Annotated in this window: 18 protein-coding genes; 10 read left to right on the top strand and 8 right to left on the bottom strand. The window is 38.8% G+C overall.

Going from position 1 to position 16,858, the window contains the following annotated elements; translation table 11 throughout:
* Positions 1-8: 8 nt before the first annotated feature.
* Positions 9-953 carry a glutathione synthase gene (gene gshB / locus SOI76_RS00705; protein WP_001265491.1) on the bottom strand — a complete coding sequence of 315 codons (945 nt, stop codon included), beginning with the start codon at positions 951-953 and terminating at the stop codon, positions 9-11.
* A 160-nt stretch (positions 954-1,113) separates the two neighbouring features.
* Between gshB and SOI76_RS00700 the strand changes: the two genes are divergently transcribed.
* Together SOI76_RS00700 and SOI76_RS00695 are read left to right on the top strand one after the other, a co-directional pair.
* A complete protein-coding gene (locus SOI76_RS00700; RefSeq protein ID WP_000781166.1) occupies positions 1,114-1,326 on the top strand; it encodes a DUF1737 domain-containing protein in 213 nt (70 codons plus the stop codon).
* Between the two features lie 228 nt (positions 1,327-1,554).
* Positions 1,555-3,744: a TonB-dependent receptor gene (locus tag SOI76_RS00695; protein ID WP_205668441.1), complete on the top strand. Its 2,190-nt coding sequence runs from the start codon at positions 1,555-1,557 to the stop codon at positions 3,742-3,744.
* Between the two features lie 236 nt (positions 3,745-3,980).
* On the opposite strand, the gene SOI76_RS00690 is transcribed toward SOI76_RS00695, so the two are convergent.
* Both SOI76_RS00690 and pyrE read right to left on the bottom strand, forming a co-directional pair.
* Complete coding sequence (locus SOI76_RS00690) at positions 3,981-4,175, bottom strand: hypothetical protein (RefSeq protein ID WP_104080030.1); 195 nt, start codon at positions 4,173-4,175, stop codon at positions 3,981-3,983.
* A gap of 240 nt (positions 4,176-4,415) precedes the next feature.
* Positions 4,416-5,066 carry an orotate phosphoribosyltransferase gene (gene pyrE / locus SOI76_RS00685; RefSeq protein WP_000211305.1) on the bottom strand — a complete coding sequence of 217 codons (651 nt, stop codon included), beginning with the start codon at positions 5,064-5,066 and terminating at the stop codon, positions 4,416-4,418.
* A 38-nt stretch (positions 5,067-5,104) separates the two neighbouring features.
* On the opposite strand from pyrE, the gene crc reads away from it, so the two are divergent.
* Together crc and yffB are read left to right on the top strand one after the other, a co-directional pair.
* Entirely contained in the window at positions 5,105-5,929 is an 825-nt protein-coding gene (crc, locus tag SOI76_RS00680) for an exodeoxyribonuclease III (protein ID WP_002122009.1), read from the top strand.
* Between the two features lie 452 nt (positions 5,930-6,381).
* Entirely contained in the window at positions 6,382-6,732 is a 351-nt protein-coding gene (gene yffB, locus SOI76_RS00675; protein WP_069141335.1) for an arsenate reductase, read from the top strand.
* Positions 6,733-6,769: 37 nt separating this feature from the next.
* Here the strand turns inward: yffB and SOI76_RS00670 are convergent, their stop codons facing one another.
* Complete coding sequence (locus tag SOI76_RS00670) at positions 6,770-7,207, bottom strand: DUF2147 domain-containing protein (protein ID WP_002121971.1); 438 nt, start codon at positions 7,205-7,207, stop codon at positions 6,770-6,772.
* A gap of 152 nt (positions 7,208-7,359) precedes the next feature.
* Here SOI76_RS00670 and est point away from each other — a divergent pair, with 152 nt between their 5' ends.
* Together est and SOI76_RS00660 are read left to right on the top strand one after the other, a co-directional pair.
* The gene (est, locus tag SOI76_RS00665) at positions 7,360-8,271 is read left to right on the top strand and encodes an alpha/beta hydrolase (RefSeq protein ID WP_104080029.1); all 912 of its coding nucleotides are present in this window, start codon (positions 7,360-7,362) and stop codon (positions 8,269-8,271) included.
* Between the two features lie 174 nt (positions 8,272-8,445).
* Positions 8,446-9,639 (top strand): GGDEF domain-containing protein, encoded by a 1,194-nt coding sequence (locus SOI76_RS00660; protein WP_205668440.1) that lies wholly within the window; start codon positions 8,446-8,448, stop codon positions 9,637-9,639.
* Here SOI76_RS00660 and dsbD read toward each other — a convergent pair.
* From dsbD to SOI76_RS00640, 4 genes are all read right to left on the bottom strand, one after another.
* The gene (dsbD, locus tag SOI76_RS00655; protein WP_104080028.1) at positions 9,634-11,460 is read right to left on the bottom strand and encodes a protein-disulfide reductase DsbD; all 1,827 of its coding nucleotides are present in this window, start codon (positions 11,458-11,460) and stop codon (positions 9,634-9,636) included. The two genes, SOI76_RS00660 and dsbD, sit on opposite strands and share 6 nt — an antisense overlap.
* 18 nt (positions 11,461-11,478) lie before the next feature.
* On the bottom strand, positions 11,479-12,246 hold the full coding sequence (locus tag SOI76_RS00650) for a transporter (protein ID WP_104080027.1): 768 nt from the start codon (positions 12,244-12,246) through the stop codon (positions 11,479-11,481).
* Positions 12,247-12,258: 12 nt separating this feature from the next.
* A complete protein-coding gene (locus SOI76_RS00645) occupies positions 12,259-12,804 on the bottom strand; it encodes an ankyrin repeat domain-containing protein (RefSeq protein WP_032054517.1) in 546 nt (181 codons plus the stop codon).
* Between the two features lie 153 nt (positions 12,805-12,957).
* Positions 12,958-13,308 (bottom strand): HPF/RaiA family ribosome-associated protein, encoded by a 351-nt coding sequence (locus SOI76_RS00640; RefSeq protein WP_001019316.1) that lies wholly within the window; start codon positions 13,306-13,308, stop codon positions 12,958-12,960.
* Between the two features lie 252 nt (positions 13,309-13,560).
* Between SOI76_RS00640 and puuE the strand changes: the two genes are divergently transcribed.
* The 4 genes from puuE (at position 13,561) to SOI76_RS00620 (ending at position 16,841) form a co-directional block, all read left to right on the top strand.
* A complete protein-coding gene (gene puuE / locus SOI76_RS00635; RefSeq protein ID WP_205668439.1) occupies positions 13,561-14,526 on the top strand; it encodes an allantoinase PuuE in 966 nt (321 codons plus the stop codon).
* Positions 14,527-14,625: 99 nt separating this feature from the next.
* Entirely contained in the window at positions 14,626-15,129 is a 504-nt protein-coding gene (gene uraD / locus SOI76_RS00630) for a 2-oxo-4-hydroxy-4-carboxy-5-ureidoimidazoline decarboxylase (RefSeq protein WP_104080025.1), read from the top strand.
* A complete protein-coding gene (gene uraH, locus SOI76_RS00625) occupies positions 15,126-15,449 on the top strand; it encodes a hydroxyisourate hydrolase (RefSeq protein WP_104080024.1) in 324 nt (107 codons plus the stop codon). The genes uraD and uraH overlap by 4 nt, the downstream gene beginning before the upstream one ends.
* A gap of 24 nt (positions 15,450-15,473) precedes the next feature.
* Positions 15,474-16,841, top strand: a complete 1,368-nt coding sequence (locus SOI76_RS00620) for a nucleobase:cation symporter-2 family protein (RefSeq protein ID WP_104080023.1) — start codon at positions 15,474-15,476, stop codon at positions 16,839-16,841.
* Positions 16,842-16,858 lie beyond the last annotated feature (17 nt).

Raw genomic sequence — 16,858 nt, 5'->3', positions numbered from 1 at the left:
CTAGACCCTTATGCTGGACGACCGGCTTCTAATACATCAAATAGGTCATCGGCAATTGATGTACCAAATTGCGCATCAATTTCACGAATACAAGTTGGGCTTGTCACATTAATTTCAGTGACATAATTCCCAATTACATCAAGACCTACAAATACCAAACCTTTTTCACGTAAGAAAGGACCAACTTTAGCAGCAATGAGTTTGTCATTTTCTGTGAGTGGACGCGCTTGACCTAAGCCACCAGCTGCCAAGTTACCGCGTACTTCACCATTTTGCGGAATACGTGCCAGACAGTAAGGAATAGGCTCGCCATTTACCATTAAAATTCGTTTATCCCCTTCTACAATTTCAGGAATATAACGCTGAGCCATAATTGGGCGGGTACCTAATTCCGTAAGCATTTCTAAGGTAGAACCAATATTTACACCGTCTTGGTATAAACGGAAAATACCCATACCACCCATACCATCAAGTGGCTTAACGATCACATCACCGTGCTCGGTAATAAATTCGCGAATCAAACTCTGCTGCGATGTTACAAGTGTTGGCACCTGTAATTCAGGAAATTGCGTAGCAAACAATTTTTCATTGCAGTCACGCAGTGATTGGGGCTTATTAATAATCCATGAACCTTCACGCTCGGCTTGTTCAAGCACATAAGTTGTGTAGACAAAGTTCATGTCAAAAGGCGGATCTTTACGCATAAGGACAACATCATAAGCCGCGATAGATTCTTTTTTCTTTTCGCCTAACTCATAATAATGGTTGTAATCTTCGAAAACTTTTAACGGAGAGATGAGACCGTAAGCCTTACCTTGATCGATATATAAATCTTGTTGTAATGCATAACCTAACTCATGTCCACGACGGCTCGCCGCCCACAACATTGCCATGGTTGAATCCTTTTTCAGATTTACGGTTTCAATCGGATCCATGACGACAAGTACACGCATGCTCAAGCTCTTCTTAAAATTTAAATTAGCATGAGTATAGCTGAGATTTTTCACTCGTTTTTCTTAATTTTAGTAAAACCTTATCGGTTATTTCTTTATCTTGAATTAAGGTAAATTCAGTTAAACTACTCCCATAAAATATTATTTTTAAAGGCTAAAGATGAAACTTTATCGCTATTTAACCGGACCTGATGACTCTGCTTTTTGTGCACGAGTGACTAAAGCACTTAATCATGGTTGGGAGCTCTATGAAGCACCTACTATGACTTTTAATGGCTCTCAAGTTATTGTAGGCCAAGCGATTTGCAAAACAATTGATGAAAATTATGATCCAGAAATGGATATTTTAGATGTTCTCAAAAATAATGCGTGATTTTAGAGGGGCATTTTTATCAATAAAAAGCCCCCTCTAAAACCTAATTAACAAGAAAAACTAATGAGTCAACCCAACAAGTCCTTTAATTTTCTAATTAACTTCTTAAAAATCAGTTAATAAAAAATAAATATGCCATTTTTTAAGTTAATAGTTCTTTTATTCTAAACAATTAAATGATTATAATTATCATTTATACTTTTATTTTTGTTAATTGATTTTATTTTTATGTTAAGAATTTCTATATCATCTCCCCAAATTAAGGGTTCATTCCCGCTCAGCTTACTCAGTTTAATGATTTTAAATATTCAAGGTGCTAACGCCGAGGAATTGATTGGCTCCTCATCAAAAGCCGCAGCCACCATGCCAACCATAAAAATCGAGGCCATGAGTGAGCTCGACCCGATTAAAAGCTATATCGATTATGACAAGGCCAATGTCACTCGTAATGGTTTAGATAAAAAAGATATCCCTCAAACCGTTGATACCATTGATGTTCAGAAATATAAAATTTATGGATCGAATGACTTAAGCGTCATGCTGCAAGGTACACCAGGGGTATCAACCAGTTACGATATGCGCGGCGATGGGATCACGATTCGTGGTTTTGGTGCTGACACAGGTGATATTTACCGTGATGGCATACGCGAAAGCGGACAAGTACGCCGCAGTACAGCCAATATCGAACGTATAGAAATTTTAAAAGGCCCTGCTTCGGTTTTATATGGCCGTAGTGCTGGCGGCGGGGTTGTAAATATGGTGAGTAAATTCGCCAATTTTGACTCTAAAAGTTCAGTTGGCGCATATGCGGGTTCATACAATAACTACGGAACAACCGCTGACATCAACCAAGTACTTAATGACAATTTAGCAGTGCGTTTGACTGGAGAATATGGCGAGGCAGGCAGCTTCCGCTCTGGTATTGAAAATAAGATTGAGATGTTTTCCCCAAGCTTTACCTATAAGAATGACGATGGAAAGCTGACCTGGACCACACAATATACCTATGACAAATTAAATCGTGTACCTGACCGTGGACCAACACGTGACAACTTGCCTGCGGGAACTTCTATTAAAATGGGATTTGCCCAAGACGGTGATTATGTTGATGATATTTTGCAAGTCGTTCGTACCGATGTGAATTATGAATATGCGCCTGATTGGAACTTCCACTGGGCGGCAAGTTACCGACAAGCAGAACAGAACTTTGACCACTTTTATTTTGGAAATTATTGTGGTTTAGATGGAAAAAACTCAAAGAATGAGGCTTGTACAAAAAAAGGTTACATCGACCAAATTTACTACTGGCAACAAACCAGCAATAAGACCACAACCAATACATTTGATATTAAAGGAAAGTTCAAGACAGGCCAGCTTGAACACCAAATTATGGTTGGTACAGACTGGACTTATGAACAACGAGAGCCACGTCTAGCCAATAAAACTCAAAATGGGTCGGCCATTTATGGTTACGTTAATCCAATCACTGGTGAACGAGAGTACAGTCGTGGCAATGGCCCATTAAAGATTAGTCAGCATAACTATAATGAAGGCACAACTTACGGCGTATTTATTCAAGATTTAATTGGTCTAAATGACCAACTTAAACTTATGATGGGACTCCGCTACGATTACTTCGACTTTTCAACCACCAATAAGCTGACAAAAGAACACCGTAATGTAAAAGATGGCAGCTTTAGCCCAAATGTTGGTTTGGTATGGCAACCGCTTCCTGAACATAGCTTTTATACGTCTTACTCTAAAAGCTTTGCTCCATTTGGCGGACAAATGGGTGTTAACCAAGTTACTGGAAACACCGATGTCACAAAAATGGATAAAGAGCCTCAATATAACGAGCAATATGAAGTGGGTGTAAAAAGTGAATGGTTAGATAATCGTTTAAATACTCAATTTTCTGTTTTTGATATTCGTAAAAATAATATCCGCTATAAACCAAATCCTAATGAACAACCAGATGTATGGGCAACTGCTGGTCAGCATCAATCTCGTGGTCTTGAATTTAGTTTTATTGGTCGCGTACTTGATAACGTCTTTGTTCGCGGTGGTTATGGTTATACCGACGCCAAGGTAAAAGAAGACAAACAAAAGCCTGAACAAGAAGGTAATTATTTAGCAAACACATCTAAGAATACTGGTAATTTATTTGTTCGTTATTTACCAACCGAACAGTGGTATACCGAGGTGGGCGTGACTTATGTCGGGTCTTATTATCCAAATATTAATAATCAAGTAAAAATGGAAGGCTTTAATCGTGTCGATGCAGCGATTGGCTATAGTGCAGATCCGTGGAATGTCACGCTTGCAGTGAATAATTTGACTAATAAAGAGTACTGGCGTTCAGACAGTATGCCAGGCACACCACGTAATGTATTATTGCGTTTGAATTATCAGTTCTAAGTAAATATTAAAAAGGCATACCCTTATTTAGAAGTATGCCTTTTTATTTTTAGATACCGTATTTCTCGCGATAAGCTTGCATGTTCGCTAGCGCTTCTTTTTCGCCTTTGGTGATGACTGAACAAGGACAATAAGACAAGTTGGGCATGGCATTGGTAAGAAGTGGGGTGTAAAAAATTTTAAATAAATAAAATTAGAGGATTTCGCATAATGTCCCATTATATTAAATGGAGGAGTTACTCTGTTGAGTTTTCACAGTTCAGTAACATACATTTTCCATCAATTTTACTAACTAAGCTTATAGGTTTAGATGTTTCTCCATCATCAAAAGATAGCTCAACTAATAAATTTTGATCTTCAAAAGATTCTAATTCTTTAATTAATTGTTTGATGCTTTTGCCCCGTATTATCCACTTTGGCTGTTTAGTCATATTATTCCCAGCTATTAAATATTTCTAAAATTAACATAATACGAGTTATACGAAATACTTTAAATTTTTATTTTAACATTATAATCTTATTCTAATCCGTTCTAGGTTTCAGCGCATTAGAACGGTTTTTTATAATTTTTAACGCCCCCAACTATCATTTAACCAATGTCATTAATTAGATCAAATCAATAATTAAATTATGTAAAAGGAAGCCTTAGCTTCCTTTTACATACCTAACTCTTAGATACCATATTTTTCGCGATAAGCTTGCATGTTCGCTAGCGCTTCTTTTTCGCCTTTCGCCTCTAAATAATCCATTAAATCTTTCATGGTAATCAGTGCGTGTACAGGAATTTCTAATTCTTTTTGAACTTCTTGAATTGCAGAAAGCTCACCTTGACCACGTTCTTGACGATCTAATGCCACCAAAACACCTGCAATAGTTGCGCCAGCATTTTTCAAAATCGTTACAACTTCACGAATCGCTGTACCTGCGGTAATTACGTCATCAATAATCCAGACCTTTTTACCTTCAACCGCAGCACCAACTAGAACACCGCCTTCACCATGATCTTTCGCTTCTTTACGGTTAAAGCCCCATGGCACGCTTTTGTTATGGACTTGAGACAAAGCAACAGCAGTCGCAGCTACAAATGGAATACCTTTATAAGCTGGTCCAAAAATCACATCAACATTTTCACATTGTGTTAATTTATCGGCATAGCCTTGTGCTAAAAGAGATAAAGCTTCACCATCGTTGAGTAGGCCTGCATTAAAAAAATAAGGACTCACGCGTCCAGATTTTAAAGTAAACTCACCAAATTTAAGCACACCGCGTGATAATGCGAGTTCGATAAATGCTTGCGGGTGAAATGACACAGGCGTTGTCATGAGGTGCTCCAAATTCACAATTGAGGTTAAATTTTCGCATGATACCAAAGGATCAGTATCCAAGTGATGTAAAAATTCTTCGAGTCGTTTCCATTAACGTAAATGGCTTACGTTCTTCAGTAACGAAAGGCTTACTTGAATGGTTAGAACAATCAGATGCCGATGTCGTATGCATGCAGGAAAGCCGCATTACCCATGAACAATGGACTGAAAAATTTAGACCCGAAGGATGGCATACCCATCTCTTTCCAGCAGAGCGTGCAGGTTATGCGGGGACTGCAATATATAGCCGCCTACCCTTTGTCTCTGTTAAAGATGGTTTAGGGTTTGAGTTAGCTGACAGTCAAGGCCGCTTTATTTCTGCGGAATTCGATTTAGGTTTGTCACATCCGGTACATATTGCATCATTATACTTACCTTCGGGCTCAAGTGGTGAAGAAGCGCAAGCACGTAAAGATTTATTTTTAGGTGAATACGCAAAAATCCTGAAACAATGGCGTGATGAAAACAAGTCAGTCATCATTTGTGGTGACTACAACATTGTTCATAAACGTATTGATATCAAAAACTGGTCAGGTAACCAGAAATCATCTGGTTGTTTACCACATGAACGTGCTTGGCTTGACCATATTTATGATGAACTTGGCTATGTCGATACTTTCCGTGTTGTAAGAACAGAAGCGGAACTGTATTCATGGTGGTCAAATCGCGGTCAAGCTCGTGCAAAAAATGTAGGGTGGCGTATTGACTACCATGCATGCTCGCCAGACTGGAAAGCACGTACAATTAATGCTTGGGTTTATAAAGATCAATGGTTTAGCGACCATGCGCCCGTTATTATCGACTATAAAATTCAAGAGTAAGTGAACAACCGTTCACTTACATTGTCGTTTTCGCTTACAGCATATGTCGTTTTTGAGTATTTTTCTTACACAGCTTTAACGGCATTATAGCCCCACGGCACAGGGAAGCAGTCAGGATGACGCAAAAGGATAGGACGCCGTAGGAAGATAAAATAAACTTATGATAAGTTTATTTGCAAGGATGTGACAATGGACGTTGAAATGAGACCCGCATGATCAGGATGATTAAATGCGGGTTTTCTCTTTTCTGTCTTTTATTTTGCGCTAAGTTCTTTTAGTTTTAACTTCTTCTTATTAAGCTCATTATTACCTTGTCTTATGACAATAACATGACATTTCTCTTTCGATTAATCATTAATTTTCATTTGTTTTAAAAGTATCGGTATAAAGTAGTGATTAAAAGCATTTTGGGTTAGGCTGTGTGCTCTCTCTTTTTGACATGGTCCGATAAAATGTTAAAAATTTATGGAATTAAAAACTGTAACTCAATGAAAAAAGCATTTGATGCCTTACAGGCTAAAGGGCTTAACTATGATTTTCATGATTATAAAAAACAAGGCATTGATGCAGATACTTTAAAAATCTGGTTAAAAGAAATTGGAAAAGATACCGTTCTCAACAAAAAAGGAACGACTTGGCGCAAGCTTTCAGAAGAAGAACAAAATCGTGCTCTAAGCAGTGAAGATCACCTGATTGAAGCACTCATTGCTCAACCAAGTTTGATTAAAAGACCTGTTTTAAAAACTTCACAAGGTTTCATTGTAGGTTTTGATGAAACCACCTATCAAAATATTCAAGCCTAAAAAAACGAGCCATTTGGCTCGTTTTTTATTAAAACTTTTAGTTCGCGCGAATCCATGTTTGGTTACGACCAAGTGCAGAAACGCCAATATAACCACGTAATTTAAGCTTTTTGCCGCCATCAGTTAACTCACCTTTCAGTTTGTAAGTTTTACCTGATTTTGGGTCTAAAATCGTACCGTTTTCATAACTGTTACCACCTACATTTTTTAAATTATGTACAATGGTGACACCTTTAAGCGGTTTGTTTTTGTACGGACCTTCACATTTTGTACAAGCGTTTTCTTCACCTGGTGTCAAAATGTTTTGGATGGTTGCTGTTAAGGTTCCGTCCTTCTGTTCCGTAAATTTCACTACGGCTTTTGGCTTGTTGGTCTGATCATCAATCGTTTTCCATACCGTTCCATTGAGTGAATCAGCCGCATTGGCAAATGCAGCCATACCAATGAGTCCTAAAGCTAAAGCAATCTTTTTCATTTTTGTAATATCCTTGGGTCTTTCAAGATTTTTAGTATTCAGAAGTCGCAAAGATATTGCAATTTTTGAATGTGACTGTTTCGTGTAACCTTGTAATCTTGCAAAATAAAATTTACAAGAAAACAAGAAACTAGCATAAAAATGGATGCTATATGAATATATCAAATGTTTGGAAATATTATTTTACAGAAACTTTTCTTAAAACAACAATTCGCAAGCCAAGCCAGCTAAATTTGCCGGCTACTGCCTTACGTCCTGTACTAGATAAAATGTGTCGTGCTTTTCCACGACAAAAAAATGTTTCTGTGCGCCCGATTCGATTAGCAGGCATTAAAGGTGAAGAAATCAAACCACAAGATTCTGCGACTCAACTGATTTTTCACATTCACGGCGGTGCTTTTTTCCTTGGGAGTGTCAAAACACATCATGCTTTTATGACGGATTTAGCTGCCCGTACTCAAATGCAGATTATTCATGTGGACTATCCACTTGCACCTGAACATCCCTACCCTGAGGCAACCGAAGCTCTGTATGACATCTATCAATCTTTGGTGGTGCAAGGCATTCAGCCGAAAGATATTATTTTATCGGGTGATTCATGCGGAGCAAATTTAGCGCTAGCCCTTTGCTTACGTTTAAAAGAACAACCTGAACTCATGCCGAGTGGCCTGATTTTATTGTCTCCATTTTTGGATTTAACACTCACAAGTGAGTCTCTTCGGTTTAACAAAAAACATGATGCTTTATTATCAATTGAGGCCCTACAAACAGGCACTCAGTACTATATAGGCAATCATATCGCAGCCGATGACCCACGCGTTTCGCCTATTTTCGAGGACTTGCATGGCCTACCACCAACTTTGGTTCAAGTAGGTTCTAAAGAAATCTTATTAGACGATGCCAAGCGTTTTAGAGAAAAAGCTGAAGAGGCTGGCGTTAAAGTTCAATTCAAACTTTATACGGGCATGTGGCATAACTTCCAGATGTTCAATGCGTGGTTTGATGAAGCAAAACAAGCATTGGCAGATATTGCTGAATTTGCCCACGAACTGGATAAAACTTAATTTATTTATAAATGATGTGAATAGGCTTCAAAACTTTTCACATCATTTTCTTTATAAAAAGTCATCATATATAAATTGAAAATCATGTTATGTTTAAAATATAAATTATTGAAAAAATCCAATTTTAGGATGGTCTAACAAAGAGGCATCTATATTTAGGAGCCCTTATTTATTATGAAAAATCGTTTAATCACTTATCTCGTAAATAGTATAAAACAGGTGATAATCGATTTCATCCACAATAATCACATCATCAACTGGACGCCATTACAAAAAAGCGCACTGATGCTCACACTTGCTTGCGCAATGAATTTCAGTTGGATTTTATGGAAGGGCTATATTTTAATTACACCAAGTGTTTGGCAATGGGCAAATCTGCCTTTAGTTGAATCACAAATCTGGCTTAATTTATTGACCCTATTTTTATTAGTCCTTTTGATTATTCCATGTTACCACTACAAAAATGATGAGTGGGCTCAAAAAGTTATTCCTTTCATTAGCGTGCAGTTCTTTGCACTTATGCTATGTCATGATGGATATTTAATTGGCAGTATCAGCCCAGCCACTATGGTCGGTTATGTGGGTACGATTGGAGTGGGTCTGGTGTTATTTGATCGAAAAATTGTTTATAGCGCCCTTGTACCTGCCACGATTATTTTAACTGTATGTACATATTTAAGTATGAGCGGTACTGTGCCTTATGCCCCTCTATTTAATTTTAAGGCTATGGAACATGCTCAAACTAACCCCTTTTGGTTAGGGAGCATGGCTTTTTTTATTATGCCGATTTTATTGGCTTGTTTTATTTTATTTGAAATATTACTCACCCAATGGCGTCAGCGAGAAACTTATATTCAACGTTTAAGCCAAATCGACCCATTAACTAATGTATTAAATAGACGTAGTTTAAACATGCATTTGGAGTCGCTACACCAACAACAATTTGATTATGCTGTGGTACTTCTTGATATCGATCATTTTAAAAAAATTAATGATATATACGGCCACCACCAAGGTGATCAGGTCTTAATTGAAATTGCTCAATGTCTTTCTGAGAATTTACGTAACGAGGATATTATTGGACGTTTTGGTGGAGAGGAGTTCATTTTATTACTCCCTCACACCGATATTATTCAAGCAGAGAAAATTGCTGAGCGTTGTCGTCTTGCTTTGCAAGAACTGCCTGTTTGTAGCGCTCAAAACAATCCTATTCATATTAGTGCAAGTTTTGGAATTAGCAGTTCAGCTTTTGCACAAGATCCTTATCTCGTTATTCGGCAGGCTGACCAAGCTCTCTACGCGGTGAAAGCTTCAGGCCGTAATCAGGTACGTACATTTCATCAGACTGAAGCTGTTAATAGCTTATGATTGTTTTAGTTTTGCCAAGCTCGCAAGTTGTTGCAAAAGTTCTTGCTGACTAAAAGCACCAGTTAAACGTAAAGCACGAATCTCTTTTTGTTCTGGGCTTAAAAATAGATAGGTCGGTGGACCTAAAATATTCCATTGTTTGAGTAGTGCTTCATGTGACTGGTCATAATGACTCAAATCAAGCTTAATTAAATAATAAGGTGAAAGAGCAGATTGAACCTCAGGTGCTTTTAAAATACGGTGCTCAATTGGCTGGCAGGCAACACACCAATCTGCATAGACATCAACCACAATAGCCCGATCTGTAGGCGCTGCTGCTAAAATTTTCTCAAAGTCCGCTGCTGTAGTTGCAATATGCCACTCGGCCATATGATTAGAACTTTGCAAAGTTCGATTTTGAATATGTTGATATTGGTTATAGGCCACAAAAGGTGTAACGATTAATAATAAAATCGCGTAGAGCCATTGTAGTTGCCCTTTTTTCCAGAAAAACTGATAAACAGCATAGGCTATAAAAGCAAGGCCTAATACAAGGCTAAGCACTTGCATGCCCCAATCTGGCAGCAAAGGACGAATAAAATAAAGACTTAATCCCAACATCAGAAAAGCAAAAATTACTTTAATCTGATGCATCCAGTCGCCCGCTTTAGGCAAGAATTTTGCCCCTAAAATACTTGCCAGCAATAGCGGAATTCCCATTCCAAAGCCTAGGCAGAATAAAAGCAAAGCACCTTGCCACTGATTTTGCGTTTGAGAAATAAATAATAAAGTTCCAGCGAGAGGTGCGGTCATACAAGGACCCACCAAAAGCGCAGAAACGACACCCATAACCCCAGCACCGACCAACGTGCCGCCTTGTTGCATTGACTGAATACGATCAAGTCGGTTTAACCATGTTTGCGGTAAATGAAGCTCAAACAGACCGAATAAATTCAGAGCAAAGACAATAAACAGCAAACTAAAAGCAATTAAGGTTGCTGGCTGTTGTAACCAGCGCTGGAAATTTAAACCTGCCGAAGAAGCAATTAAACCTAAGCCTGCGTAAACCAATGCCATGCTACACACAAAAGTAAGCGCAATGGTCCAAGCCTTTAGCCCTTTATGATCCCGAATGATTAGTGAAGTTAAAATAGGCAGCATCGGTAAAGAGCATGGTGTAAATGCGAGCAACATGCCTAAACCTAAAAATAATAAAACTCCATACCAAAGCGAGTGTTCAATTAACTTGGCTGACCAGATCTGATCTTGCGCAATTTGAGGTGTAGTTGGATCAGCTGCTGTCTCTGTACTCTGCTCTTTTTCTAAAGATTCTGAACCCGAGGAGGTGTCGGATTGTGTATTCGCTAAATCTAGTAATCGTTTTGGTGCTGTTCCTGCTTGGTTTTGCACACCCACCAAGCCATCTGCATCGGTTTGAAACTCAATGGTCTGGGGTGGATAACAAATACGGTCTTTGGCACAGCCCTGCCAAGTCACACTATAGTGCTCTGAAGGCTTAGTCTTAATTTGGAAATTGACTTGATTGTAATAAACTTGGCTTTGCCCATAATTTTCATCATATTGGGCAATCGCTTTCGGTAACTTCAAAACTAAAGGTTGAGTACCTTGTTGTACGGAAAATTTATGCTGATAGAGATAGTAATTTGGCTGAATCTGCCAAGACAAACTCGCAGTATGCGGCTCAGAAGATTCAACCGAAAATGAAAAAGCTTGTTCGGGTGAAAGTAGCTTATCTTGCGCAGAAACCAACTGGCTAAACACACAAACAGCAACTGCTAGAAAATAAAGAATTCCCTGATGAATCAGCTTTTTCATTAACATAAATTTAAATTGCTTTATTTAGAACAAGAACGCCACGCCTAAGCCACCATTGTAGCTCTTGTCTTGACCATTCAAATCAACCCCGATACTTGCATCGAGTTGTGTACGATTATTTACGGCGTAGACTAAACCTGTACCTAAACCATACTCATAATCCTGGCTTTCAGCTTTACGGTAAATGAACTCAGAATAACCTGATAGCTTACCTGCGATTTTATAGTCAATCGTTGGAATTGCAGTTACTGCCCAGTTACTATTTTGTACTTCGTAGCGCATGGTAATTGATGTGCCGACTAAGTCATTATATTTATAAGCGACTGCTGAACTTAAGCTATAAATATCGTCATGCGCAGTAAATTCATCATTTCCAGTGGCAATGATCGCTTCAGCTAACACAGCCATTGATAAATTTTCATCGTTTAGATCAATTGCTTTTTTCAAACCGATGCTGACATCACCAAAGCCTGAAGTGTCATGTTTTTTACCAGCACGTTTGGTTTGAGTCCATGCTGGACCTTGCCATCCTAATTGTAATTCTAAATCACGCGCTAAACCTGTACGGAATAACATATCCTGATTTAAGGTTACGGTCTTTTCTTTAACACCGTCAACAGTCGACTCAGTATAGGTTACGCTTGGTAAACCTTGCTCCCACGCCAAATTACCTACAGGAGTAATTCCCGTTCCCATTCCAGCACCTGGACGATCAAACGAGAACTCTGCGGCAAAAGTACTTCCTGCAGCAACAGTGGTCAGAGCAAAAGTTAAAATTTGAAATGTTCTCATTCTATTATCCATTCAAGTAGTTAGTTCTTTTGACATTTTTGCCCCATGTTGGCGCAATAACTCGAGTGTTTCACGCTCTTCTTGAAGCGCTTCTGACCAATCTATTTCATCAAAGTCACAATCAAAGAATAACTGACTGATTGAAGATAAAATAGTGAGACCCTCTTCATCACGTGTGTTTGGGTCAACTTTTTCATCGAGTAAACGTTGAACGGCTGGAGCACATGCCGAGCTTGCTGCATCCCATAAAGGACCATAAAACTCTTCTGCATCCCAAAGGTGTACGTTGGCTTTGGCTTGAATTAAAGCTTCAAGAATATCGAGATAAACTTGTAATCTTTGTTGCTTTTCTTCTTTTGATAACGGTGTACCCGCTTCATAAGCTTCTGATACATCTTCCCACCATTTGAAAATTCCGTCACAAATGATTGATACAGGTGGTCCTTGTTCTGGATCAATAAAGTTCGGATCAAGCCCGTCAGCAAGTAATTTTTGCACTTGCGCGAGTTCTAATTCTTCTATGGCTTTAATTAAAGCTTGCTGCTGGGTGGTTAACATGACCATCTCTCAAAAATATATTAGGACTATTATGCCTAATCTCATCTGAAGATTTTAGAGGTTGATTGCATCGCATTGCAAACCTAATGTTGTGAATAGTTTTATTTTTATCAAATATAAAAAAAGCCCCGAAGGGCTTTTTAGCGTTTTCAATTAGACTTCATCATCAATGAATTCTGGTTGTCCACCTCTCGGGTGTTCTTTTTTCTCAAAAGTATGTTCAAGGCTACGTTTTAATTTTTCAATCGCGCCATGAATAGAGGCATCAATATTTCCTGCTTTATGGTGCACTGCAACTGGTTTCAAACCTGAAGGACGCGCTTCAATCATACAGTGGATATCTTTGTCACCACCTTTGTCCCCATTTTCATCACTAAAATGAACCGAAAAATGCGTAATACGTTCGCTATGACGTTGGAATTCTTGAGTAAGTTCTGCACGTACATAAGTAATTAAACGTTCACTGTTATGGATGTTTTTATCTGTGCGGATTTCAATATTCATAAATACCATCCTCTCTTTCTTACTGTGGATCTTTTCTATGCAAAACTTTTTTATGTTGGCATGTTTTAAGCATGCATGAACTGACTTCAATTGTACATTTTGATGGTGTAATGGTTTGTTATCTCCTGACTTAAACGTACTGGTTTTAATTTATTTTGAAGATCTTCATATCTTCAATATCAGTCCATCTATAAAAATATGCAAGCTGATTTTTTAAATTTTTATGAAAAATTGAACAAAAGGAGAGCAATCGTGTCCAAATCTTATCTATCTGGAGCCGAGCTCATTGAGCAAATTCAAAAGTCTCCTTATTCACGTGATTTGATCGGTTATCACGGACAACCTCCACAGGTTAAATGGCCTAATAATGCCAAGGTTGCTGTGCAATTTGTTCTTAATTATGAAGAAGGTGGCGAAAAACATATTGAGCACGGCGATGATGGTTCAGAACAGTTTTTATCAGAGATTATTGGCGCTGCAAGTTACCCAGCCAAACATATGTCGATGGACTCGATGTACGAATATGGTTCACGTGCTGGTTTTTGGCGCATTCATAATGAGTTCCAAAAGCGCAAACTTCCAATGACCATTTTTGGAGTGGCAATGGCGCTTGCCCGCAACCCTTATATTGTAGAAGCGATTAAACAAGCTGATTATGACGTGGTTTCTCATGGCTACCGCTGGCTTCACTATCAAGATACCGATATTGAAGTCGAAAAACAGCATATGGAACAAGCCTTATCTGTTTTAGAAAACTTATTTGAAAATAAAGTGATAGGTTGGTACACCGGACGTGACAGTCCCAATACACGTCAGTTACTCGCAGAGTTTCCGCAAATTCAATATGACTCTGATTATTATGGTGATGACCTGCCTTTTTGGACAACGCTCACCGATGCTGGTGGTGCATCACGCCCTCATCTGATTATTCCTTATACTTTGGAATGTAACGACATGAAATTCTGCTCACCGGGTGGATTTAATAGCTCAGAACAGTTTTTTCAATATTTAAAAGATAGTTTTGATGTGTTGTATGCCGAAGGAGAAACTGCACCAAAAATGATGTCAATTGGAATGCATTGCCGTATTTTAGGGCGTCCAGGCCGTTTTAAAGCACTACAAAAGTTTCTCGACTATATCCAAATGCATGATCGAGTGTGGGTATGTCGTCGTCAGGATATTGCCGAACATTGGTATAAAAATCACATAACTAAATAATTGATTTTTAATTTTCAAAATCCTTAAGCGAATTAAAACTCGCTATTGGCACTGTTATTGCTAAAACTTTATATCAAGACAACGAGTTTAGGAATAACAGTGTTTTTAGCCGAGTTTAATCAAGCCTCACCAGAACAGCTCAAGACTTTGTTAAAAAACTGTGTCCACATTCAAGCATGGGCCGAAAAAATCATCTCAAATCGTCCCTATTCAACAAAAGCATCTCTTTTGGAATATGCAGAACAGTTAAGTCAAATGTGGTCATGGCAAGAGATACTAGCGGCATTAGCCACCCATCCAAAAATTGGTGAACGCCAAGCTAAAAAACAACTCAATGCAAAAGAGCAAGATTTTTCAAATCAGGAACAAGCTGGCATTTCTTTAGATGAACAAACCCAACAAGCTCTGCTGCAAGGTAATCTTGATTATGAACAAAAGTTTGGCTTTATTTTTTTAATTAAAGCGGCAGGCCTCAGTAGCGATGAAATTTTAAAAAAGCTACATGAACGACTAAAAAACGACTTGGCTATCGAAAAAACAATTGTACATGAGCAACTCGCAGCGATTGCTCTATTACGTCTATCTCAGGAAATACAAGCATGATCAGCACTCATATTTTAGATACGAATTTAGGTAAACCGGCTGCAGACGTAGAAGTGAAGTTGTTTCATGCAGCAACCCATGAGCTGATAGCGACAGCAACCACCAATCAAGATGGTCGAGTGAGTGATTTTGGAATAACAGACTTTGCAGAAGGTGCTTATCAACTTGAATTTGAAATTGCGCCTTATTTTTCATCGCAGCAAGTCAAAACTTTTTTCCCGCGTGTTTGTATCCAATTTTTTATAGAAGACCCCAATCAGCATTATCACATTCCATTACTGATCAGCCCATTTGCTTACTCCACTTATCGCGGCAGCTAACTCAAATATAAATAGGAGAAAAATATGAATCATCAGCAAAAAAATGCGATTTCTCCAGAGCATGAATATTTAGGAATTTCCAAAAGTTTTGCTTACGGTTTGCAGCATGTGCTTACCATGTATGGTGGCATTGTGGCTCCGCCCCTCATTATTGGAACAGCGGCAGGATTAAGCTCAGCACAAGTCGGAATGTTAATCGCAGCAGCCCTATTTGTAGGTGGATTGGCAACACTGATTCAAACAATCGGAACCAAATATCTAGGGGCAAAGTTACCTTTAGTTCAGGGGGTATCCTTTGCAGGTGTGGCGACCATGGTTGCCATTATCACTACAGGCGGTGGTTTGCCTGCTGTCTACGGCGCGGTCATTGCAGCCTCTCTAATTGGACTATGCCTTGCACCTTACTTTTCAAAAATTATTCGGTTTTTCCCACCTGTTGTGACAGGATGCGTTATCACGATTATTGGTCTTTCTTTGTTGCCTGTTGCGATTCGCTGGATGATGGGTGGCAACAACAAAGCGCCCGACTGGGGTAGCGTAGAAAATATCTCTTTGGCCTTACTGACCTTAGGCATTGTGATCGTTCTAAATATGCTGCCGCAAGCAAGTATTCGTCGTTTATCAATTTTGTTGGCTATTGTGGCTGGTACCACCCTCGCCTACTTCATGGGTTTTGGTGATTTTAGTCAAGTGAGTTCAGGCGCATGGCTTCAATTTCCACACTTATTTGCATTTGGTTTACCGACTTTCGAGCTCAGTGCAATTTTATCGATGCTAATCGTTACCTTAGTGATTATGACGGAAACCACAGCCGATATTATTGCTGTCGGAGACATTGTAGGAACTGAAGTCGATTCTAAACGAATCGCCAATGGCGTACGTGCCGATATGTTTTCGAGTGCTTTTGCGCCTATCTTTGGCTCTTTCATGCAAAGTGCTTTTGCCCAAAATGTTGGACTGGTTGCGATTACAGGCATCAAAAGCCGCTTTGTAGTCGCAGCAGGTGGTGTGATTCTTATTATTTTAGGCCTACTACCTGTTATGGGTCGTTTGATTGCAGCGATTCCAATGCCCGTACTTGGTGGTGCAGGTTTGGTCTTGTTTGGGTCGGTTGCAGCGAGTGGAATCCGCACTTTGGCAAAAATAGATTATAACGATCAGAAAAATTTAATTATTGTCGCAACCGCTTTATCAGCTGGGATGATCCCAATTATTAACCATGAGTTTTATGCTCATTTCCCTGTTTGGGTACAAACTTTGTTCCATTCGGGCATTAGTTCAACTTGTATCTTTGCTATCTTATTGAATTTATTATTTAATCATTTACCTTCATTTCGTAGCTCGCGTACCCCGCATTTGAGCCAAACAATAAACACAAGAAATACTCATTAAAGATTTACTTTTTAGCG

This window comes from Acinetobacter pittii (assembly GCF_034064985.1).
In the GTDB taxonomy this organism is placed as follows: Bacteria; Pseudomonadota; Gammaproteobacteria; order Pseudomonadales; family Moraxellaceae; genus Acinetobacter; species Acinetobacter pittii_H.
Note: the sequence above shows the minus strand (reverse complement) of the source record. Positions and strands in the feature narration are given on the sequence as shown.